The following is a 19,900-nucleotide window of genomic DNA, read 5'->3' as shown; positions in this document are numbered from 1 at the left end:
TTTTTGTCCATACGTTAACATGCTTGAAGCCCGAAGCCTCGCCGTCCGGAGGACAACGATAAACTTCGGGGAAATCGGCTTATGTCAAGGAGTCTCGCTCATGGCCGGCGCCAGCTCGGCGAACCTGCCGATCGCGCGGAACTTCCGGTAACGATCTTCGATAAGCTGTTCCGGCTCAAGCGCGGACAACTCCTGCAGATGTCTCCAGAGAGCGTCGCGGATCGACTCGGCCTGAACGGCCGGATCGCGGTGAGCGCCTCCCTTCGGCTCGGGGATGATCTCCTCGATGACTCCGAATTCTTTGAGATCCTTGGCGGTGATCTTCATGGCTTCCGCCGCCTGATCGGCCTTCGAGGCGTCCTTCCACAGGATCGAAGCGGCTCCGTTCGGCGAGATAACCGAGTAGATCGAGTTCTCCAGCATCAGCACGCGGTTGCCGACGCCAAGCGCCAGAGCGCCTCCGCTTCCGCCTTCTCCGATCACCACGCAGATGACCGGAACTCCGAAGAGCGCCATCTCGCGAAGGTTGCGGGCAATCGCCTCGGATTGTCCGCGGGCTTCGGCCGTATCGCCCGGATAAGCCCCCTTCGTATCGATGAAGGTAATGATCGGCCGGCCGAATTTGTTCGCTTGCTGCATGAAACGCAGCGCCTTGCGGAATCCTTCCGGATGCGGACTGCCGAAGAATCTCTGGATGTTATCCTTCGTATCCTTCCCGCGCTGGTGGCCGACGACGGTAACCGGCACTCCGTTCAGCTTCGCCAAGCCGCCGACGATCGCCAGATCGTCCGCGAAGAGCCGGTCGCCGTGAAGCTCGATGAAGTCGGTGAACACCAATGGAATATAATCGAGAGTCGTCGGCCGCTGATGCAGGCGAGCCAGGTGCATGATATTGGCCGCGCTCAAGTTGCTGTAAATCTCGTCTTCCAGCTCTTTATAACGCTCTTCCAGCCTGGCTAGTTCTTCCGTGAAGTCGATCTGCTGATCCTGGCCGACCTTCTTCAGATGGTCGATCTTCTTGCGCAGATCTTCCAGCGGCTTCTCGAATGGCAATTCAACGGACATCCGCGCGCACTCCTTTCCCGGCATGCATATCCAGCAGCTTCGTCAGGAAGGACTTCATGTCCTTGCGATGAACGACTTTGTCCAGCTGGCCGTTCTTCAGGTTGAATTCGGCCGTCTGGAAGTTATCCGGCAGTTTCTGGCGAATGGTCTGCTCGATAACGATGCGTCCCGCGAACCCGACCAGCGCTCCCGGCTCCGCCAGATTGTAATCGCCCAGGCTCGCGAAGCTCGCCGAGACGCCGCCCATCGTCGGGTCGGTGAACACGGAGATGAACAATCCGCCGTGGTCCTGGAACTTCGCTAGCGCGGCGCTCGTCTTGGCCATCTGCATCAAACTCAGGATGCTCTCCTGCATCCGCGCTCCGCCGGAGGTGGAGAACAGGATTAGCGGAAGGCTCTTCTCGCCTGCCAGCTCGATCACGCGGGCGATCTTCTCCCCGATGACGGAGCCCATGCTTCCGGAGAAAAAGTCGAAGCTCATGACGCCGATCGCGACGGGGAATCCGCCGATCTCTCCGGTGCCCGTGACGATCCCGTCCTTCAGCCCGGAGTTCTCCGTCTGCTGCGCCAGCTTCTTCTTATAGCCCGGGAACTCGAGCGGATCCTCGGAGACGAGGTTCGCGTCGATCTCCGCGAAGCTTCCCTCGTCTACGGTCATCGCGATGCGTTCCCAAGCGTTCAAGCGAAAATGATGCCCGCAGGTCGAACATACTTTAAGGTTCTTCTCGAGCTCTTTGGTGAATTGGATATTGCCGCATTTGGAGCAACGGTTCATGAGTCCTTCGGGAATCTCCCGCTTCGGACGTTCCTCGGCTCCGCTCTCGGTCTTATTAGGGGCGGCGTTCGTCCCCATGGGAACGACAGCGTATTTCTTCTTCTGGAAAAAATCCTTGAACACAGCGACACCTCACAAGGCACAAAAATGGCGGTCCGTCCGAACGAATCGAAACGGTCCGCAGCGTTCAGGCGTGACGTGCGCAGGGCCGTCCGCCGATGCCTGCGGCGAACTCCCTATCGTCCGATCAACGATTTCGCTGCCCTGCTTCAGGGCTTGCTACTCAATCGGATGCCGATCCAAGGGAAAGCCGGACGGCTGTTCCCCTCTACGGAATCGGCTACAGATGCAAAATGCTTCCGAGAACCTCTTGCACTTCCTGAACTTCGCCGGACGGAACCAAAATCTCGTATTGAGGCTTGGTCAGATTGATGGGGCGTATCCGAACGAGGAATCCTTCCTCCGTCAAACGCTTCTGGATCCGCTCCGCAATCTTGGCGGTCGGCGCAATGTAAATGACCGTCCACATGAAGCGGGACCCCCAATGGATGGCTTAATCTTCGGCTTCTGGCTCTTCAAAGCCTGTCCTAATCGATGGAAGTCAAGGACCTCCACATTAATGAAATGATAGCACACATGGCTTGAGGCTAGCAACCGAGCAATGCGGCCTACCCGCCGGACGCCGCGCCCGCCATCCGGTTGAATTCGTCTAAGAACGGACAGGAGAACCGACGAAGATGCCCTCCTTGGACCGTATCGGCCAAGCGGAGGGCATCTCCGTTTCCCTTATTTGACGCGAACGCTTCCCGGTCCGAGAAGGGACTCGATGCGCCGGACCAGCTCCGGCGACGGCCGGACCATCAGCTCGTCGGACAAGGCGACCGTTCGGCGCTGCTTCTCGTAAAAGAGCAGGGTCGGATGGTTGCCCGGATGCTCGGCGAGCAGCGTCTTCAGCCGGTTCAACGTGCTCGGCCTCTCGCTGGCGGCATCGATCCGAATGTACACCTTCTGGTCGCTGGGGATCGGCGGCTTGACGGGCGCAGCCGGGCCCGAGTCCGCGGATGCCGCGACGCCCGATCCGGCGGGCTGCGGCGGCCGCCCGGAGGCAGACGCCTTCCCGGCAGGCCGGGAATACGGCGGCTTCTCCGCTCCTTCGCGGGACTTGCCGCCTCCCGGGCTTCCGCCTCCCGGGCGATTGGCCCCGTATATCGGCGCCCGCGCTCTTCTCAAACGCGCCGCTTGCGCGGCCAAATCCGGAACCGTAAGCGGCACGAGCTCGTCCGCGAGCAGCTTGAAGTCCTCGTCGCCCTGCTGCAGCTTCGCCTTCACGAGCAGCAAGGAGCCTTTGCTCACATGCTGGGCCGCGCTCTTCCATACCGAAGGGAAAGCGACCAGCTCCGCGCCCATGATGCGATCCTCCAGCTCCAGGAAAGCCATCGATTGCCCGCTTTTGGTCAGGATCTGCTTCACCGACACGACCATCCCCGCCGTGACGACGGACGCGCCGTCCGCCGCTTCCGTCAGCTCCACCAGCCGGTCCAGGCCGAGCTCCTCCCACTTGGGCTCGTATTCGTCCAGCGGATGCCCGGACAAGTAAAGGCCGAGCAGTTCCCTCTCCAGCTCAAGCGTCTGGGTCTGCGTGAACGGAGCGATGTCCGGCAGGTCGACGCTCCAATTCGGCGCTTCCCCCAGATCCGACAGATCCAGCGACAGCTCGAGCTGAAGCTCTTCCTTCTCCTTGCGCCAAGCGGCGGCCGCTTCGACCGTCTCGTCGAGCGCGGCGAGCTGCTGGGCGCGGTGGCCGGGCAGCGAGCCGAACGCCCCGGACAGGAGCAGCGACTCCAGGACGCGCTTGTTGCAGACGCGAGGATCGACTCGGCGGCATAGGTCGGTCAGGCTCTCGAACGGCCCCTCCGAGCGCGCCGCCAGAATGCTCTCGATCGCCTGCGTGCCGACGTTCTTCACCGCCGCCAGGCCGTAGCGGATCGCGGGCGAATCGCCTTGAACGGGCGTGAACAGCACTCCGCTCTCGTTGACGTCGGGAGGCAGCACCGCGATGCCCATCCGCCGGCACTCGTCCACGTATTCCGCCGTCTTGCGCTGGTTGCCGATGACGGCCGTCAGCATCGACGCCATGAAGAACACCGGGTAGTGGGCCTTCAGGTAGGCCGTCTGGAACGCAAGCACCGCGTAGGCGGCCGCGTGCGCGCGCGGGAACCCGTAGTCGGCGAACCGCACGATCATGTCGTAGACGCGGTTCGCCTCCTCCTCGCCATACCCCTGCTTCAAGCTCCCCCCGACAAAATGCGCGCGCTGTTCGTCCAGCACCTCCCGCTTTTTTTTGCCGACGGCTCGCCTTAACAGATCCGCTTCCCCAAGTGAGAACCCGGCCATGCTCGAGGCGATCTGCATGATCTGCTCCTGGTAGACGATGATGCCGTACGTGTCCTTCAGGATCGGCTCCAGGTCGGGGTGCGGATACTCGCTCCCCATCTCCCCGTGCTTCGTGCGGATGAACTGCGGAATGAATTCCATCGGCCCCGGCCGGTACAGCGCGACGACCGACACGATGTCCTCGAACGAGCTCGGCTTCAGGTCCTTCAGCACCCGCCTCACTCCCGCGGATTCCAACTGGAAGATGCCCATCGTATCGCCCTTGCCCAGCAGCCCGTACGTCGCCGGATCGTCGAAGGGAATCGTCTCCCAGCGAAGCTCGGCGCCTTCTCTCTCCTTCACCCACCCCATCGCTCTCTCGATGATAGACAACGTGCGGAGCCCGAGAAAATCCATCTTCAGGAGGCCGACCGCTTCCAGATGCTCCATGGAATACTGCGTGAGCGGCACGCCTCCCGTTCCTTCCTGCAGGGGAACGTAATCGGTTAGCGGCTCCGAGGAGATCACGACTCCGGCGGCGTGCGTGGACGCGTGGCGCGGCATGCCCTCCGCCCGGCGGGCCATCGCGATCAGGTCCCCGATCTGGCCTCCCTTATCCGCGAGCGCCTTGAAGTCGGGGTTCTCCTTCATCGCGCGCTCGATGGACATGCCGGGCGCACCGGGAATCAGCTTGGCCGCCTTGTCCACCTCGCCGTAAGGCAGATTCATGACGCGCCCGACATCCCGCACGGCAGCGCGCGCCGCTAACGTTCCGAACGTGATGATCTGCGCCACGTGACCGTTGCCGTACTTGTCCGAGACGTAGCGGATGACCTCGTCCCGGCGCTCGTCGCTGAAGTCGATGTCGATATCGGGCATCGTCACCCGCTCCGGGTTGAGGAACCGCTCGAACAGCAGCTTGTGTCCGATCGGGTCGACGTTCGTAATCCGCAGCGTGTAGGCCACGAGGCTCCCCGCCGAGGAGCCTCGTCCCGGCCCGGTCGCGATGCCGTTTTCCCGGGCGAACCGAATGAAATCCCATACGATCAGAAAATAATCGTCGAACCCCATCCGGCCGATGACGCTAAGCTCATACTTAAGGCGATCCTCCGCCTGCTGCCGGAAGGAGGGGACTCCGGTCGCCGCCGGAGCCGGGTCGTTCCAGTCCGGCCGATGCGAATAGCGTTCCTCCAGCCCCGCGCGGCAGAGCGATTCGAGATAGGCGCCCGCGGACATTCCTTCGGGAAGCGGATGATACGCCGGAAGGATGTGGCCGCCGAGCTCCAGCTCCAGCTCGCAGCGGTCGGCGATCCGCGCCGTGTTCGCGATGGCCTCCGGAAGATGGGGGAACAGCCTGCGCATCTCCTCCTCACTCTTAAGGTAGAGCTGGGTGGTTTCGATCTTCAGTCGGTCTTGATCCTCGAGAGTTTTGCCGGTGCCGATGCAGATGAGAACGTCCTGAAGCGAGGAATCTTCTTCGCTCAAATAATGGGAGTCGTTCGTCGCGACGAGCGGGATGCCGGTCTCCTCCGCGAGGCGCGCGATCCCCGCGGCCACTTTCTTCTGCTCGAGAATCCCGTGGTCCTGAATTTCGAGGAAGTAGTCCTCCCCGAACAGCCCGCGGTAACGAAGAGCCGTCTTCTTCGCCTCCTCGTACCGATCGTTCGCCAGGTGCTGGGACAGCTCTCCCGCCAGGCAGCCGCTCAGGCAGACGAGTCCCTCCGCATGCTTCTCGATCGTCTCGAAGTCGATGCGAGGCTTATAGTAGAAGCCCTCCAGGTGCCCGATCGAGCTCAGCTTCATCAGGTTCCGGTATCCCGTCAAATTCTTCGCCAGCAGCGTCAGGTGATAGATGGGCTGTTCCTTGCGCGACACCCTCTCCAACCGGGAGCCGGAAGCGACGTACGCTTCCATGCCGATGATCGGCTTGACGCCGCGCTCCCGGCAGGCCTTGTAGAAGGGAATCGCCCCGTACATGACGCCGTGGTCGGTCAGCGCGAGCGCCTTCATGCCGAGGTCGGCCGCCTTGGCCGCCATCTCCTTGATGCGGGAAGCCCCGTCCAGCAGACTGTACTCGCTATGAACATGCAAATGAACGAAACCGCACATGGAAATCCCTTCTTTTTGGTCCGATTAACATACGATCATATGTTTGTTTCTTTAATTGTATCATATGACGCGAAGCCCGTCCCATATAGATGTTAAAGGAGGGGATCGGAATGAACGATCTGAGCAATATGAATCGGTTTTTCACCCAAGCGACTCTCGATTTCTTCGTCGCTTTCGGCGTCGTGCTGGGGGCTTCGATGCTCGCGGGGATGGCATCTTTGTTCCTCTGGCAGTCCCCGCAGACGACGATGCTCGATATCGCGGCGCGAATCAAGATATGGGCCGTCGTCGTCGCCATCGGCGGATCGATCGACCCCATCCGCGTCATCGAATGGAACGTGTCGGAGGGCTATTTGTCTCCCGCGATCATGCAGATCGCCTATATTCTATTTGCCTTTCTGGGGGCTCATCTGGCCGGCGAGCTGATTCAATGGATGTGCCGGAGCGCGGGGTGACGCACGGTGAGGGTACCTGACTTTAAACGCTATCGCAAGGGGATGCACTCGATGGCGTTCTTCCTATGCGGGATGATCGTCGGGGCGGCGATTTTTAACAGCATGGTGGCGGACCAATCGCATCGCATTATCGAGCAAAATTACGACCTGAAGGAGCAGCTCACCCTGACCGAGGCGCAGTTGAAGGCGAACAAGCAGGTGACGAAGATTCGCGAAATCGTCGCGTTCGTACTGGAGCCGGAGGGCAAGCCCCCCGTCGATAAAGTGGCCGAGGCCGAGCTCAAGAAAAAGGTGGAGAAGGACCTCTCCATTCTGATCGGGAACAGCATCTACGACATCGGCTCCGATGCGGAGCTCGTGCGCAAGCTGATCAATGGCAAGGTGTACACGGACGTGAAGAGCAAAAACTATTCCGTCAGCATCCGGACGATGCTTCTGGCCGATTCCGTGCTCCAAGTGTGGGTGGAGGCGAAGCAGGTTCTGACCAAGTAATCTGGCGAGAATAGCGAGTACGAAGGATTTGACGGATACGACGGAAATGGAAACGCCTAGAAGCGGATTCCCTACGATTATGCTACAATAGAGGACAAATTCTTCAACCGAAGGAGCTGCAACTCGAACTATGGAATCCGCACTTCAATGGATCCTGGGCGCGCTAGTCATTCTGTCGTCCGTCCTGTCCGTCTTCTTCAGCTATCGTTCGCGGAGAACCGCCAACGCCGTTCTGCGCGGCCTGTACGGAGCCCGGATGAACATCTGCCTCGGCTCGACGCTCATCCTGCTTGCCCTGATCCAGATGCTCCTCTTCAGCGGCTCGACGCTGCGCGTCATCGTCGGCGCTGTTTTCCTAGTGCTGGGACTGTTCAACCTGTTCGCGGGAATGCGCAACCATTCCCACTTCACCAAGCATCGATCGTCTGCGCAGTAAGCAGAGCCCGGGCCATCACGTCTCCGTCCTGAAGCACCGTCACTTCCATCATCAGATGGCGTCGGCTTACCTCGATGATGCTCGGCAGGATGGAGAGCGTGGCTTCGATCGGCACCGTCCGGAGAAAATAAGTCGTCATGTTCTGCAGCACGTGGTCGCGCCTGTGCAGGTCGTTCGCAGCCCTGGCCGCCGCCTGCTGCATCAGCATCGTCAGGACTCCCTCCGACACGGTGCCGAAGGATCCGATCATCTGAGGAGTGGCCAGTCCCGTGAATACGAGCCGGTTCTCCTCGTCCCTTCTCTCCGAGAACCCTCCCCAGATCAGCGCGTCGAACGTCTCTCCTTGCTGCTGATTGTTGGAGGAGAACTGCATCGCGCGAAGCACTTCCGCGCGGCTTACGACTCCGATCAGCTTTCTCTGTCGGTCGACGACCGGCAGCAGATCGATGCCTTCCGATACCATCCGGTGAGCGGCCGACGCGATCGGGGTCGCCATCGTCACCGTCATCGGCCTGCGCGTCATCAGCTTGTCCAGCGTCTGGGCTCCCGGAGATCCGACGACGTCCTTCGAGGTGACGATCCCGACCACCCGGTTCCAATCGTCCGTTATCGGGAACCGAGAGTAGCCCGTCTCCTCGCTCAGCTTCAGAAACTCCGCCACGGAAGCGTTCTGCTTCAGGGCGCCCGTCCTCGCCTGCGGCTCGACCAGGTCCGCGATCGTCATGATTTTGCGCTTGATCAGCCGGTCGTACATCGCGCGGTTGATCATCGAAGCGACGGTGAACGTGTCGTACTTGCAGTTCAAGATAGGCAGCTGCCTATCGTCCGCGTATGCCCGCACTTCTTCGCTCGCTCCGAAGCCCCCCGTCACGAGAACCCCCGCACCTTGCTCCAGCGCGACCCGCTGAGCGTTCGCGCGGTTGCCGACGATCAGCAGGCTTCCCGCATCGATGTACCCCATCATCTCGTCCAGCTCCATCGCGCCGATGACGAACTTATGGAGCGTCTTGCCGAGGCCTTCCTTGCCTCCCAGCAGCTCCCCTTGCACGATCTCCAGCACCTCGGCGAACGTCAGCTGCTCCGGCTGGCCGCGCCGCTTCCGGTCGACGCGCACCGTCCCGATCCGTTCCTTCGTGTTGACGTAGCCGAGCTGCTCCGCTTCCTTCAGCGCGCGGTATGCCGTCCCTTCCGACACGTCCCGCTCCTTGGCCACCTGACGCACGGAGATCCGCGTGCCGACCGGCAGCTCCCTAATGTACTGCAGCAGCAGCTCGTGCTTCGTCAGTTCCCCGTTCGTTTCCTCTATGCCCTTGCCCGACATCGTTCCGCCCCCTGCGATTCTTGTCCTTTCATCATACTACAAATGAAGGGCGCGTCTCCAGAACGACGGTACTCAAGAATTGAAGAAAGACCGCCCTCGCGGACGGCCCTCCTCTCCTCCAAGCCGCTTAAGCCTGAAGCTGCTTCAGTTGATAGAATTCGCCTTGCTTCGCCATCAGCTCCTCGTAGGTGCCGATCTCGACGCACTTGCCCTGCTTCATGACGACGATGCGGTCCGCGTCGCGGATCGTGGACAGCCGGTGCGCGACGATGAACGTCGTTCGGTTCTTGATCAGCTGCTGCATCGCCTGCTGCACGAAGTATTCCGACTCGTTGTCGAGCGCCGACGTCGCTTCGTCGAGCAGGATGATCTTCGGATCGCGGATCAGCGCCCGCGCGATCGCGATGCGCTGCCGCTGGCCGCCGGACAGCTTGCCGCCGTGCTCGCCGACCGGAGTGTCCAGCCCTTGCGGAAGCATGGCGATCACGTCCTGCAGATGCGTCATGCGAATGACTTCCTCCAGCTTCTCCTCGCTCACCGTCGGCAGTCCGTACGTAATATTTTCCCGGATGGTTCCCGAGAACAGCACCGTGCTCTGATGGACGACCGCCAAGCTCTGCCGGTATACGGACATGTCGAGATCGTCCATCGGCATGCCGTCGAGCAGGACCCGCCCCTTGGTCGGACGGTTGAAGCCGATCGCGAGATTCAGCACCGTCGACTTGCCCGCTCCGGACGCTCCGACGAGAGCGATGCATTCGCCCGCCTTCACGTCCAGGTTGAAGTCGCTCAGCACGTGCCGTTCCGAGTTCGGATAGCCGAAGTGAACGCCTTCGAACTTGAAGCTTCCCGATACGTTCTCCGGCTTCTTCTTGCCCCGGTACTCCTCTTCCTCCTTCGAGAACAAGATCTCCGTCACCGAGTAGATCGACTCGAAGCCTTTGGCGATGTTCGGGTACACGTTAAGCAGCTGGCTCACCGAGTTCAGAATCATCGTGAAGAAGGACTGGTACAGCACCACGTCCCCGACCGGAATCGTCCCGCGGTACGCTAGCAGGATCGTAAACGCCAGGCAGAGCACCTGGAACACTTGGAACGTCACCCATGCCGAGGAACCGAAATAGGCTTCCACGATGTCCAGGCGATAGCCCTTGTTGCGCAGGCGGCCGAGCGTCGAATCGATCTTGTTGATCTCCGTCTGCTCCAGCCCGTGAGCCCGGGTGACCGGCATCATCCCCACCATCTCGGACACTTGGCCGGACATCGACTCGATCTGCTTGCGGAACTCCGTGTTCGTTCTTTGAATCTTTTTGCGGAAAAAGGAGATGACCACGAGCGCGGCCGGAATCGTCAGGACGAAAAATCCCGTGACGAGCAGGCTGCGGGAAGCCGTGATGTAGATCGCGACGATAACGCTGACGATGGCGGGAATGACCGAGAGCATCATCTGGCGGGACAGGAATTCGATCGCCTCGACGTCCCGCAGCACCTTCGCTTGCAGCTTGCCCGCGGCGAGCTCCCCGTGGGCCGCCATCGAGAGCCGCTGCAGCTTGCGCACCAGCGTGCTTCGAAGGCCCGCTTCCACGTAGCGGATCGCTTTGCTCATGTAGGAGATATGCAGCACCTGGGTCGGGATATTCTGCACGATAACGACGAAGAGCAGAATGAAGTTCCACCATAATTCCGTCCGGCCATGTTCCTCCGGTTTCGTCGCCATGTTGATGAGGTTGGCCGTGACGATCGGCAGCACATAAACCGGGGAATGCTTAATCAGGAAAAAGAAAACCGAAATCGCGAGCTTCGTCCAGTGGTCCTTGTACAAGAGAGACAAGAATCGGGCCGGACGGCGATCCGTCAGCGATTCGTTCTCGAATAAATGCTCCATGCCGTAAGAGGCCCCGCCTTCCCTGGCATCGGCTCCGAGCTTCCTATTGAGCGCTTCCTGTGCGGAAGCCGCCGCGGTATTCATGATGATCCCCCTCAGTAAACGCGTGTTCACAAAAATCCAACTTCATCATTGTCGGGCAAATCGGGCTTCGTGTAAACCGCGGAAATCAAGGAGCGGCTATCCCATTCGGCGATAATCAGCCTTGTCGTCCGGTTAACCCGCGTTAATACCAGGATATCTCGGTATTACACTTGAATAGTCATCTATTCGCCAACAAGCGATGATCGCGGCAAAAAGCCCCCGGCACGCCATCAATGGCGCACACAGGGGCTTTGGACTAAAAGTTACAGCGCTTGCCTGATCTTCAGAAATTGCGACAACACCTTCGACGCTTCCGCCCGGGTCAGCGAATCCCCGGGACGGAATTCGCCAAGGTCGTTGCCGCCTACGATGCCGGCTTCGGCAAGCGAGAGAATCGCTCTCCGATCGGCGGGCTTCAGCGCGTCCACGTCCTTCAACGCGGCGCTTCCGTTCTCTTGAGGCGGAGCGAAGGACGGCATCGCCGCCGCCAGCACGCGGGCCATCTCCATTCGGGTGATTAACCTGGAAGGCTGGAGCCTACCCGTGCCGTCCGTATCGATAACGCCGATCTCGTAGGCGAGTCCGATCTCCTTGCTCGCCCAATGCGTCAACGGCACGTCCGAGTAAACGACGGCCGGCGGCGAGAGCGGCTCGACCTGAAGGGCACGAATAAGCATGGCGACGAACTCGGCCCGGGTCAGCTCGCGATCCGGCTGAACGGTTCCGTCTTCGAAGCCCTTGATCATGCCCTTGCCCATCAGATCGAGCACGTACGCCTCGCCCCAGTGGCCGCTCAGGTCGGAGGGGACCGCCGTCGCCGGCCCGGCCGGCAGCGCAACTGGCTGCGGGGCCGTCTCCTTAAGTTGCGACGGGATGTCGGGCAAAGCCCTTACTTGATGGGCAACGCTGGAGAGCGCGACGGATCCGTCCTGCGGGAGAATCCCGTAGACATCGAAGAAGCCGTCCGCCGGAAGCGCCGGAACGCCCCTGGCCTGTGCTTCCGGGTCCGTCGGCAGATCCGCCCAAGGATACGTCTCCGTTCCCGATAAGGTTCGGAATTCCTTCTGGCTGGCGGCGGCGAAGTAATTCGGGGCGACTCGGGCATAGTTGACGAACACCTGGATGACGGAGCCTTGCCCGGAGATATCCAGGACATCCCATTCCGTCATCAGGTCGCTGCCTTCGCGCACGCCGGTTCCGCGCCACACTTGGAGCTCGTACGCGAACTTGCCCGCTTCTCCCCCGACCTCGTTCACGACGGCATACGGCTTATGCGAGATGACTTGGCCGACGGTCCAATTCCGGACGTCGAAGCTAAGCTCCATCAGCGCCGAGCTCCGCTTGGAATCGTCCAAGTAGATCAGCTGCCTGAGAGAAGGCGAAGCTTGTCCGTGAGCGGCGGGGACCGGCAGCAAACCGAAGATAAGACAAATATAAGCAAGACGGACTAAAGCAACGGATCCGAATTGGCGATAACGGCTTGATAACATCGTTCCGACCGGCTCTAGGCGCTGATCAGCTTCAGAATGAGGGAGGCCTTGGAGTTCACCTGCAGCTTCAGATTAATGCGGGAGATATGGACCTTGACGGTGTGCCGGCTAATGCCGAGGAGAATGCCGATGTGCTTGTAATCGTAGTCTCTCATCCAGTAAGAGAGAATTTCTTTCTCCCTCTGAGTCAAACGATGCTTCTCGGCCAATTTCTCAAAATTCGTCTCGATATTCACGTTTTCCATGTCCAATCCCTCCATTTGCATTTTGTAGAGCAATTAAGCGGAATTTCCTTCATTATAGACACCATCTTCCGCGGATGCTGTCAGTTCGTCGTGTCGGATGCGCATTCGGGCAAAAAAATTTGTCCGAGCAACGCAAAAGCCCGGCCCGCAAGGGCCGAGCCGTGTTATAAGCTTACTTTCCAAGGGATCATGCCGATGGATTACGGGCTCGAAAAAACGCCGAAAAGTCGATTTGCGCGGCAGATCTTCCGAATCGCGTCGAATCCGGGAAAACGCTTGCCCTGAAAGTCCTACTACTTAATATACACGCTGCCGAACGGAAGCAGTTCCCTAAGCAGGCGTTTGATAAGGCCGTCCCCTTGAAGGTGATCGCTTAAGCCGGAATCGGCCGCTCCGCACTGGATCAGAATCGGCCCGCTGCCCGTCAATTGCCATTGAACTCCCATATGCTGGCTGGCCAACGTGTTCCCGTAAACGGACAATTGAACGTTCGCCTTCTCCGGATAGGCGACGAGCGAGCCGGCTTCGGCGAATATCGGCATCTCCGGACGGAGCGGCATCGTGGCGAGCGCACCCGAAGTGACGAGTCCCAGCTTCCCCGGTCCCGCGAAGCGCATCCTCACCCATTCTCTTGTTATCCAGGCGGTTTTGATTTTCTGAATGCGGCTCTTCATTTGAAGTCCGTCGGTGTAAAAAAGAACGTGGCGGAAGTTGAACAGCAGATCGCTGTCCGCCTCGATATCCACGACCGTTAGCGAGCATTCGGCCGGCAGTCCCAGCACGGCTTCGGCAGGGCCCGTCAGCTTGGAACGGATCCACTTCTTCTTGCGGTAGGCGTTCGATAGATCCATCACCCGGTCTTCCCGATTCCGGGGAGAGCCTTGGAAGGCCACGATGGACTTCGGATGCAGAACGTGCATTGCCTCGCCGGCTTCCAGCTCGATTCGAACGTGATCCTGCGGCGGAGGCGCCGTTATGTTCATCGGCTCTGCCCTCCCGTAAGCCGCTGATGCCGCCGCCATGCCGTAAACCGCCACATTCGAATCGATAAGAAGTACGCCATGCCGAGACCGAGTATCGTCACGGCCGTCAGGACGATTTTCCGCGTAAGAGCCGCCTTCTTCTCCTTCTCCCGTTCCGCTTGGTCCAACCGCTCGAGCAAGGCCGCATTCTGCGACGCGAGAGACTCGTTCCGGGCAGCCAAAGCTTCGTTCCGGCCCATCAGCGCCTCGGTTTGCTGCTGCATTTCTTCCCGTTCCGCGGCGAACTGTTCGGTCTGCCGGTTCAGCTCTTCCTTCGCTTGGTTATATTCGGATTGGATTTCTTCCAGCTTGTCCGGCGCTTTATAGATGTCTTGGAGACGATCGATCAGCCCCGCTTGCGCCGGCTCCGCCAACAGGAAAGCGGAACACATGACGGCTGTTGCGATAAGGAGGGCCATATTCCAAATCGGGTGGCTGGCTGCAAATTCTCGAATGAGCTTCATTCGCTACACCGTCCTTTGGTTCGACTAAGAATGAAAACTTTCAATCTCTTATTCTATCAAACGAGACGGCAGGCGCGGAAGTTCCAATAATTTGGGGAAACCGACAATGTACGATCCTTTTTTTCGCTGATACGATTGCGAATTGCACTACTTAATAGGACACGATTAAATCGCTCCTCTTACTTGTGATATAATAGGTGCAAAATGATCTTGCGGGGTGAGGACGATGAAATGGACTGAAATCGCAGAGCGGCATCCGGATCGTCTGGTGTTGGTTGAAGCAATTAAAGCGAACTCCAATAACCGCGTGCGCAAACTTGAAGACATGGCGGTCATTCGAGATTACGACAACCCGCAAGAAGCATGGAATAGCTATAAAGAGTTCCGTAAACTTTATCCTTCCCGAGAACTTTATATTTTTCATACCAGTCGCTCCGACGTGGAGACGGTGGAAGAATTTTTTACGGGTGTGCGCCATCTCTAATGAAGATCAGCCTGTTAAATGGACTTCCCGTCGTGTCGTTAACGTTGACTTATCGAGAAGATTCGATAAACGCACCAAACGTATTATTCGATACGGGATGCGGTGCTACCGTATTTGATACCGATCTTTTAGCGCATTTAGGCATTCAAATTGATTTTATCCATGGCACGGCCAAGCGTATGTATGGGATTGGGGGAACAGGCGAGCTTTGTTATGAACAAATGATTCCTGGCTTGCGAGTACAACATGTTTCATTTGATAATTTCCCCATCCAACTAGGGTCCGTACAAGAGCCTTATGGGTTTGACGGAATATTAGGCATCGATTTTATGAGAAAGGCAAAATTAGTTGTCGACTTTGACACGATGCGTATCAACTTCTCGAAGTAAACGATTATCTTCAATAAAACCAAAGGGCCTCCTCTCCCGCCGCTTGGAACAAGCAACGAAAAAGAAGGCCGGCTGCATCCGCGTACCGCCTCGCATGCCGCGTTAAATCTTGAGCTCCCCGAGCTTGATTAGCTCGACAACCGCTTGCGAACGACCTTTGACGTTCAACTTCTGCATCACATTGGAGATGTGGTTGCGGACCGTTTTCTCGCTTATAAACAACTGTTGGGCTATGTCGCGAGTCGTTTTGTCCTGAACGAGCAGTTCAAATACCTCGCGTTCCCGATTGGTTAGAAGGAATTTGCTTTTGTGGTCGTTGCCTTTCAAGTGTGTCACCCCTCCTTGCCCGGGAATGGAATGATTACAAGGTTAAGGGATACAGTCAACTTTATCATATGAATAGCTCTAGATGCTGGTGCGGTAACCCGGTAATTTTGGGCGTACGACCATGTCTGATTTTGCGGCAGCCATGTCGTCCAGAAGCTTACTCGGCCTGTCATGGATTTCCGGGACTCAACATAATATATGCAATCGCATCCGGGGCGCGCAACCGGGCAAGAGCCTGTATGGCGCAGGAGTACCGCCCATTTTCTACCCTTCGATCGCAAAAATGAAGAGCCCCGGAAGGGACTCTTCATTTATATTTATGAAACTTTTCGATTACGGCCTCGTCACGCTTCGGACAGTCGACTAGACTTCTGCGGCGCTTGTTTCCGTCTCCGTCACCGGAGCGTTCGCCGGCTCGATCGCGATATCGTCGACGAAGGCGGTGTTGTCTCCCGTCGTCGTGGTCGCAACGAAGCGGATCTTATGCCGTCCCGGCTCGGAGAACGTAAAGCTCTCGGTCGAAAAAGCGGCATAGCTTCCTGACGAGGGCTCGAACGAGCCCACGACTTCTTCGTCGACGTAAACATCGAACTTCTGCTGCCCGCCGAAGCCGGCTCGTTTGGCCGCTTGGAACGTAATGGCGAACGTCCCCGCCGGGAAAATCGCGCTTTGGCTGAATTCGCCCGCGTTGCCGTTCACGGTCTGCAGGTAGCCTGCCTGGGTTCCTTCGGGCGCGTCGGCCGCGCCGAACACGCTGCCGTTGCGGATCATGCCCGACGTGAGACTGAACGCCCAATCGGCGTTGCCTCCGACCTTCACTCCGTTGCCGCTCGTCACGGCGGGGGTTTCGAACCCGCCGTTCGCGATAGCGGCTTGCTCCGGAACGGCGATGCGTTCAAGCGACGCGCCGTCGATCCAGAGCATCCCCTCGCCGATGCCGGCTTCAAAGCGGACCTCGTGCTCTCCCGCGGAGACCGTGAAGAACTTCGTGCCGAAAGCCTTATAGGCGCCCTGCGTCGGCGCGAATTCGCCGAGAGCTTGATCGTCTATATAAACCTTAACGGTCTGAACATCGTCGGCAGCTGCCCGGAAGTTAACGACATAAGTGCCCGCCGGGAAATCGACGCTCTGACGGAAGGTCCCGCCCGCCGAGGCAAAGGCCGCTTGAACGCCGAGAGGCGCATTCGGGGCGCCCTGCCCTCCGCTGCCGCGGACGATGCCGGACGATTCGTCGAAGCTCCATCCCGCCGTCAGGCCGATCAGAACCCCGTTCCCGCTAACCGCGGCAGGCGTCTCGAAGCTCGGATTCGCCAAATACGGAGCCTCCGGCTCGACAGGCGGCGTAATCCGGACGTCGTCCAGGAATGCGGTGTTGTCCCCGGTAGTCGAGGTAGCCAGGAACTTGAGGGTGTGACGTCCGCCTTCCGTCTCGAAAGGCTCGGTCCGGTATTGGACGTATTCGCCCGTTGTCGGAGCGAACGAACCGATTGCCGTATCGTCGATATACACGTCGAATGTCTGCGTACCGCCGAAGCTCATGCGCTTGGCAGCCTTGAACGCAACCTGGTAGGTTCCCGGCTTGAAGTTGATCGACTGGCTGAGCACGCCGTTTATGCCGCCGTCCGTTTTCAGATAGCCGGTTTGAACGCCCTGCGGAGCGTCAGGCGCTTGGAATACCCCGCCGTTATGCTGAACCCCCGCGCGTTCCGAGAACGTCCAGCCGTTGGTCATCGGCCCCGGTCTTGCCGAGGCCGTCGCCGGCTTCTCGAAGCCCGCGTTATAGAACGTGACGACCGGAAGCTCCTCCGGAACGTCCGCGCTGTAGAAGCATCGCTTCGGCACGCCCGGCGCCGGATCCCCGAAGACGTCCGCGCTGCAAACCGCTCCGTCCGTCATGACTTTGTAGTTGAACAGGCCGTCGGCCCCGAAGGCGACGATCGCTTCCCCTTGGAAGTTGCAAACGCCTTGCCCCTCGTACATGCAGAAGGAATAGCCGTCCGGCGAGTTGCTGACGTCCCCCATCTGGTACAGGGAAGAGGTCGTCCCCGACGGCTTCATCCCGGCTTTGAACGCTTTGGCCTTATAAAGGGCTAGCGATGCATTCGGCACGATAATCGGCTTCTCGTACAGGGCGGAGGATTCCGTCGGAGTGCTGCCGTCCGTCGTGTACCGGATCTCCGCGCCCGGAGTCGGCGTGGTCAGGAACAGCGCCTCCGCCGACGGATATACGCCGGGAGCCAGGCTGAACTGCGGCACTTCGACCGTGTTCGGCTGCGACTTCGGAAGTACCTTGACGAGCGCGATCCCGTAAGCGGACGGATCGTTCACGCTCGTAGCCATGACGGCGATATACGTCTCGTCCTCGACCTTCGGCGCGTGATAAACGCCCGTGTTCTTGTTGATTTGCCCCTTGTCCTTCGGTTGGCCTTCCTTGTCGCCGACGATGCTCCACTTCACGCCTCCCGTATTGTCGATCACGGTCGCGCTCAGGTTCAGCTTGTCGCCCGAATTTACGGTCGGCGTTAGGGGCGTTACCTTCACCTGCGTTGCGGAAGGCGCCGTCGTGTAGACGGCTACGCCGTAATCGCTGCTCACGGACGCGTCATGGAACGAGGTCCCGGCTTCGAACGAACCGGAGGCGGGCGGCAGAACGGCATTGCCTTCCAGCTCCACGTCGTTCCGGTACTCGTGCTTGACGAAGGTCTTGTTCACGGCGACATCGCCGAAGTCGAACGTGACGTCCTTGGCCGCCCCCTCCTTGCTCTCGAGCAGGATCGTATAGTTGCCGTCCTGCGACTTGAAGGCGGCCGCGCGAACGTCCGGCGAGTCCGTCTCGACCCGGAGAACGGAGCTATGCGTAGGGAGGTAGCGGGTCAAGAGACCGCCGATGTAGAACGTTTTGCGGGGCTGAACGCCGAGCAGCAGCGAGTCCCACATCGTATAGCCGCCGTTCGTTCCTCCGAACGGATCCGGGCTCCACGTGCCGTTGAGCTGCCAGATGAGCGCGGAACCGACCCCCGAATTCGCCGCTTGGATAACGCTGTTCGCGTATCCGGCCGTCCAATTGCTGGCGTTATCGTCGGACCAGCCGAACTCCGTCAGGTGCACCGGCTTGCCTTGCGCCGCATTCTTGCGAGTTTGGATCTGGCCGCCCAACCCGTCATAGCTCTCCCCGTACACGTGGAAGGTGTAGGCATCGAACACGTCGTCGGCATGGTCCTTCATGTATTGCGTCCACGCCGGGGCTCCGGATTCCTCGGGTCCCCAGATCTGAATGCGGGAACGGAGGCCGTCCGCTTCGAGCCGGTCGCTTACCTTGCGAGCCATATCGGCGTAATAAGCTTGCTGGTCGCCGGGCAGCTCGTAATCCCAGCTGCCGTTCGGCTCGTTATAGAACGTCAAGTATTTAACGTTCGTGTAACCGCGTCCGTCCAGCAGCTCCTCGAGCAGCGCGGAAGCCGATGCCGCGAAGGCGTCCAGGTCCGCCGGCGCGCTCTCCGCTTGGGACACGCCAGGGAAGGTGAACCAGTCGTGCACCGCGGAGCCGTTTTTCCAGCCGAAATTCAGCTCGATCTCGGTTCCCGCTTCCTTGAACGCGTCGAGATACTTGTATAGCCCCTTCATCTCCGGACTTTCCCAAGTGTAGACTCCCTTCTCGGGCTCCATCCAATCGATCTGGAACCAGAGCCGCGCCACCTTCGGACGAACGGTCAGGATCCTCTTGCGATCCATCTCCCAATGCGCTTCGGTGTACCCGAACTGAGTCGTGCCCTTCATGAGATTCGCGGGAATGACGTTTACGCCGACGCCCAGCCAATCGTTCTGGACGATCTGCTCCGGGTGAATCGACACGGTTACCGGGGTCGGCGCGGTTGAACCTCCCGTGCCTTCCGCGGCCGCTATAGCGGGAATCGAAGCAGGCAGGACAAGCGAGACGGCCAGCGCGAACGCCGCCGCCGATCTGGCAAACTGCTTTACTCGTTTCATTCCGATTCTCCTTTCGACTCATAGCGTTTCTAGTGAATCGAAGCTCCTTCGGCCTTTTTTAGCGGCCCAGCCTCACCTCCTCGCCTGAACATCTTCATCATATAGCCAGGAAAGCGTTTACAAAATGAACGATCTACGGAAACGCTTGAAAGGAAATAGCGATATTCTCGTTCCCTTATTTCCGGATTTGAACAATCTTGCGATTCGGTTGAACATTCCTTAGGGGCAAACAGATATGGAAAAGGGAAGGGCAACAAGGCAGCAAACGCGGATAAAGTTTTGGCTCAAACAGGCGCCGTTGCGCGGGTTTTCCGTGCATCTCCTGCGGACTTTGCCCCGTGCGGGCGCCGTTGCACGGTTTTTCCGTGCATCTCCTGCGGACTTCGCCCCATTCGGGTACCGTTGCACGGGTTTTCCGTACAACTCCTCCGGAATCGGCCCCATGAGGGAGCCGTTGCACGGGTTATCCGCGTATCTCCTCCTAACTCGGCCTCCCT

17 protein-coding genes are annotated in these 19,900 nt (G+C 59.2%); 5 read left to right on the top strand and 12 right to left on the bottom strand.

Annotated features, from left to right (window positions below):
* Nucleotides 1-84: 84 nt before the first annotated feature.
* The 4 genes from accA to H7B67_RS17495 form a co-directional block, all read right to left on the bottom strand.
* The gene (gene accA, locus H7B67_RS17510; RefSeq protein ID WP_185121151.1) at nt 85-1,065 is read right to left on the bottom strand and encodes an acetyl-CoA carboxylase carboxyl transferase subunit alpha; all 981 of its coding nucleotides are present in this window, start codon (nt 1,063-1,065) and stop codon (nt 85-87) included.
* Nucleotides 1,055-1,963 (bottom strand): acetyl-CoA carboxylase, carboxyltransferase subunit beta, encoded by a 909-nt coding sequence (gene accD, locus H7B67_RS17505; RefSeq protein WP_185121150.1) that lies wholly within the window; start codon nt 1,961-1,963, stop codon nt 1,055-1,057. The genes accA and accD overlap by 11 nt, the downstream gene beginning before the upstream one ends.
* A gap of 217 nt (nt 1,964-2,180) precedes the next feature.
* Nucleotides 2,181-2,369, bottom strand: a complete 189-nt coding sequence (locus H7B67_RS17500; RefSeq protein WP_136373484.1) for a glutamate decarboxylase — start codon at nt 2,367-2,369, stop codon at nt 2,181-2,183.
* Nucleotides 2,370-2,626: 257 nt separating this feature from the next.
* Entirely contained in the window at nt 2,627-6,322 is a 3,696-nt protein-coding gene (locus tag H7B67_RS17495; protein ID WP_185121149.1) for a DNA polymerase III subunit alpha, read from the bottom strand.
* Nucleotides 6,323-6,450: 128 nt separating this feature from the next.
* Here H7B67_RS17495 and H7B67_RS17490 point away from each other — a divergent pair, with 128 nt between their 5' ends.
* The 3 genes from H7B67_RS17490 (at nt 6,451) to H7B67_RS17480 (ending at nt 7,705) form a co-directional block, all read left to right on the top strand.
* Nucleotides 6,451-6,777: a YtrH family sporulation protein gene (locus H7B67_RS17490; protein ID WP_185121237.1), complete on the top strand. Its 327-nt coding sequence runs from the start codon at nt 6,451-6,453 to the stop codon at nt 6,775-6,777.
* Between the two features lie 6 nt (nt 6,778-6,783).
* The gene (locus tag H7B67_RS17485; protein WP_185121148.1) at nt 6,784-7,269 is read left to right on the top strand and encodes a sporulation membrane protein YtrI; all 486 of its coding nucleotides are present in this window, start codon (nt 6,784-6,786) and stop codon (nt 7,267-7,269) included.
* Nucleotides 7,270-7,399: 130 nt separating this feature from the next.
* Nucleotides 7,400-7,705, top strand: coding sequence for a YtpI family protein (locus H7B67_RS17480; RefSeq protein WP_185121147.1), 306 nt, complete (start codon nt 7,400-7,402; stop codon nt 7,703-7,705).
* On the opposite strand, the gene H7B67_RS17475 is transcribed toward H7B67_RS17480, so the two are convergent.
* The 6 genes from H7B67_RS17475 to H7B67_RS17450 form a co-directional block, all read right to left on the bottom strand.
* Complete coding sequence (locus H7B67_RS17475; protein WP_185121146.1) at nt 7,677-9,026, bottom strand: DRTGG domain-containing protein; 1,350 nt, start codon at nt 9,024-9,026, stop codon at nt 7,677-7,679. The genes H7B67_RS17480 and H7B67_RS17475 overlap by 29 nt on opposite strands.
* Before the next feature lie 127 nt (nt 9,027-9,153).
* On the bottom strand, nt 9,154-10,995 hold the full coding sequence (locus H7B67_RS17470) for an ABC transporter ATP-binding protein (protein ID WP_245363939.1): 1,842 nt from the start codon (nt 10,993-10,995) through the stop codon (nt 9,154-9,156).
* A gap of 263 nt (nt 10,996-11,258) precedes the next feature.
* On the bottom strand, nt 11,259-12,485 hold the full coding sequence (locus H7B67_RS17465; RefSeq protein WP_185121145.1) for an S-layer homology domain-containing protein: 1,227 nt from the start codon (nt 12,483-12,485) through the stop codon (nt 11,259-11,261).
* 14 nt (nt 12,486-12,499) lie between these two features.
* A complete protein-coding gene (locus H7B67_RS17460; protein WP_245363937.1) occupies nt 12,500-12,730 on the bottom strand; it encodes a helix-turn-helix transcriptional regulator in 231 nt (76 codons plus the stop codon).
* A gap of 293 nt (nt 12,731-13,023) precedes the next feature.
* Entirely contained in the window at nt 13,024-13,713 is a 690-nt protein-coding gene (locus tag H7B67_RS17455; RefSeq protein WP_185121144.1) for an AIM24 family protein, read from the bottom strand.
* Entirely contained in the window at nt 13,710-14,216 is a 507-nt protein-coding gene (locus H7B67_RS17450; protein WP_185121143.1) for a hypothetical protein, read from the bottom strand. The genes H7B67_RS17455 and H7B67_RS17450 overlap by 4 nt, the downstream gene beginning before the upstream one ends.
* A gap of 226 nt (nt 14,217-14,442) precedes the next feature.
* On the opposite strand from H7B67_RS17450, the gene H7B67_RS17445 reads away from it, so the two are divergent.
* The gene (locus H7B67_RS17445) at nt 14,443-14,700 is read left to right on the top strand and encodes a hypothetical protein (RefSeq protein ID WP_185121142.1); all 258 of its coding nucleotides are present in this window, start codon (nt 14,443-14,445) and stop codon (nt 14,698-14,700) included.
* Entirely contained in the window at nt 14,700-15,089 is a 390-nt protein-coding gene (locus H7B67_RS17440; protein WP_185121141.1) for a retropepsin-like aspartic protease, read from the top strand. Before H7B67_RS17445 ends, H7B67_RS17440 begins: the two co-directional genes overlap by 1 nt.
* 102 nt (nt 15,090-15,191) lie before the next feature.
* On the opposite strand, the gene H7B67_RS17435 is transcribed toward H7B67_RS17440, so the two are convergent.
* Entirely contained in the window at nt 15,192-15,416 is a 225-nt protein-coding gene (locus tag H7B67_RS17435; protein WP_136373465.1) for a helix-turn-helix domain-containing protein, read from the bottom strand.
* 363 nt (nt 15,417-15,779) lie between these two features.
* Nucleotides 15,780-19,403 carry a chitobiase/beta-hexosaminidase C-terminal domain-containing protein gene (locus H7B67_RS17430; protein WP_185121140.1) on the bottom strand — a complete coding sequence of 1,208 codons (3,624 nt, stop codon included), beginning with the start codon at nt 19,401-19,403 and terminating at the stop codon, nt 15,780-15,782.
* Between the last annotated feature and the right edge of the window lie 497 nt (nt 19,404-19,900).

Origin of the sequence: Cohnella thailandensis (genome assembly GCF_014212135.1) — a bacterium.
Classification (GTDB): domain Bacteria; phylum Bacillota; class Bacilli; order Paenibacillales; family Paenibacillaceae; genus Cohnella; species Cohnella thailandensis.
The sequence above is the reverse complement of the archived record's forward strand: the minus strand, read 5'-3'. Positions and strand labels throughout refer to the sequence as shown.

Coding starts and splice junctions, on each gene's coding strand:
- accA (WP_185121151.1), bottom strand. CDS start 1,065: ATGTCCGTTGAATTGCCATTCGAGAAGCCGCTGGAAGATCTGCGCAAG.
- H7B67_RS17500 (WP_136373484.1), bottom strand. CDS start 2,369: ATGTGGACGGTCATTTACATTGCGCCGACCGCCAAGATTGCGGAGCGG.
- H7B67_RS17495 (WP_185121149.1), bottom strand. CDS start 6,322: ATGTGCGGTTTCGTTCATTTGCATGTTCATAGCGAGTACAGTCTGCTG.
- H7B67_RS17490 (WP_185121237.1), top strand. CDS start 6,451: ATGAATCGGTTTTTCACCCAAGCGACTCTCGATTTCTTCGTCGCTTTC.
- H7B67_RS17480 (WP_185121147.1), top strand. CDS start 7,400: ATGGAATCCGCACTTCAATGGATCCTGGGCGCGCTAGTCATTCTGTCG.
- H7B67_RS17475 (WP_185121146.1), bottom strand. CDS start 9,026: ATGTCGGGCAAGGGCATAGAGGAAACGAACGGGGAACTGACGAAGCAC.
- H7B67_RS17470 (WP_245363939.1), bottom strand. CDS start 10,995: ATGAATACCGCGGCGGCTTCCGCACAGGAAGCGCTCAATAGGAAGCTC.
- H7B67_RS17465 (WP_185121145.1), bottom strand. CDS start 12,485: ATGTTATCAAGCCGTTATCGCCAATTCGGATCCGTTGCTTTAGTCCGT.
- H7B67_RS17460 (WP_245363937.1), bottom strand. CDS start 12,730: ATGGAAAACGTGAATATCGAGACGAATTTTGAGAAATTGGCCGAGAAG.
- H7B67_RS17455 (WP_185121144.1), bottom strand. CDS start 13,713: ATGAACATAACGGCGCCTCCGCCGCAGGATCACGTTCGAATCGAGCTG.
- H7B67_RS17450 (WP_185121143.1), bottom strand. CDS start 14,216: ATGAAGCTCATTCGAGAATTTGCAGCCAGCCACCCGATTTGGAATATG.
- H7B67_RS17445 (WP_185121142.1), top strand. CDS start 14,443: ATGAAATGGACTGAAATCGCAGAGCGGCATCCGGATCGTCTGGTGTTG.
- H7B67_RS17440 (WP_185121141.1), top strand. CDS start 14,700: ATGAAGATCAGCCTGTTAAATGGACTTCCCGTCGTGTCGTTAACGTTG.
- H7B67_RS17430 (WP_185121140.1), bottom strand. CDS start 19,403: ATGAAACGAGTAAAGCAGTTTGCCAGATCGGCGGCGGCGTTCGCGCTG.